Annotated in this window: 2 protein-coding genes; both read right to left on the reverse strand. The window is 67.7% G+C overall.

Annotation, left to right across the window (positions count from 1 at the left end):
- The coding region (locus FJ694_RS36585) for a NapC/NirT family cytochrome c (RefSeq protein ID WP_310735080.1) at positions 1 to 374 on the reverse strand (374 nt) is incomplete at its 3' end.
- Between the two features lie 23 nt (positions 375 to 397).
- Positions 398 to 739 (reverse strand): nitrate reductase cytochrome c-type subunit (locus tag FJ694_RS36590; protein ID WP_198321200.1); only part of this gene is annotated, 342 nt, incomplete at its 5' end.

The following is a 739-nucleotide window of genomic DNA, read 5'->3' on the forward strand; positions in this document are numbered from 1 at the left end:
GCGGCGAACTTCTCCGGCGTGTCGATGGTGCCGAAGACCTTGCCCCAGACCTCCTTGGAGGCCTGCATCTTGCGCGCCATCTTGTCGGTCCAGTTGTGCGGCACGTGGCAGTCGCTGCACTTGGCGCGCACGCCGGAGCGGTTGGTGAAGTGGATGGTGCCCTGCAGCTCCTGGTAGACGTTGTCGCGCATCTCGTGGCAGCCGGTGCAGAAGGCCTCGGTGTTGGTGGCCTCCAGCGCGGTGTTGAAGCCGCCCCAGAAGATCACCCCGGCGACGAAGCCGCCCACGGTGAGGAAGCCCAGGCTGTAGAAGCGGCTGGGGCTGCGCAGCACCTTCCAGTAGCGGCGCAGCAGGTTGAGGGGTCCGCGCAGCATGTGAACGCTTCCCTTCTGTGCCTTCAGCGCCGCGGCGTGCCCGTGCCGGGGCGCTGCTGCTGTTGCTGCTGTTGCGGGTCGCCGCGCACGAGCTGCTCCACGTCCACGAAGCGGTTGTCCACCAGCGGTTTCAGGTCGGCCTGTGGCACGTGGCACTGGGTGCAGAAGTAGCGCCGCGGCGCGAGCTCGGCCAGGTGGTTGCCCTGGCGGTCCTGGAAGTGGGTGATGCTCACCATGGGCGCGCCGCTGGCGCTGGTCTGCGTGCGCGCGTGGCAGAACATGCAGCGGTTGGCGTCCTTGTCGAGCTGGTAGTTGTCGATCTTGTGCGGGATCACCGGCGGCTGCATGGCGTAGTTGCGCACGCG

Source organism: Azohydromonas aeria (assembly GCF_009760915.1).
Classification (GTDB): Bacteria; Pseudomonadota; Gammaproteobacteria; order Burkholderiales; family Burkholderiaceae_C; genus Azohydromonas; species Azohydromonas aeria.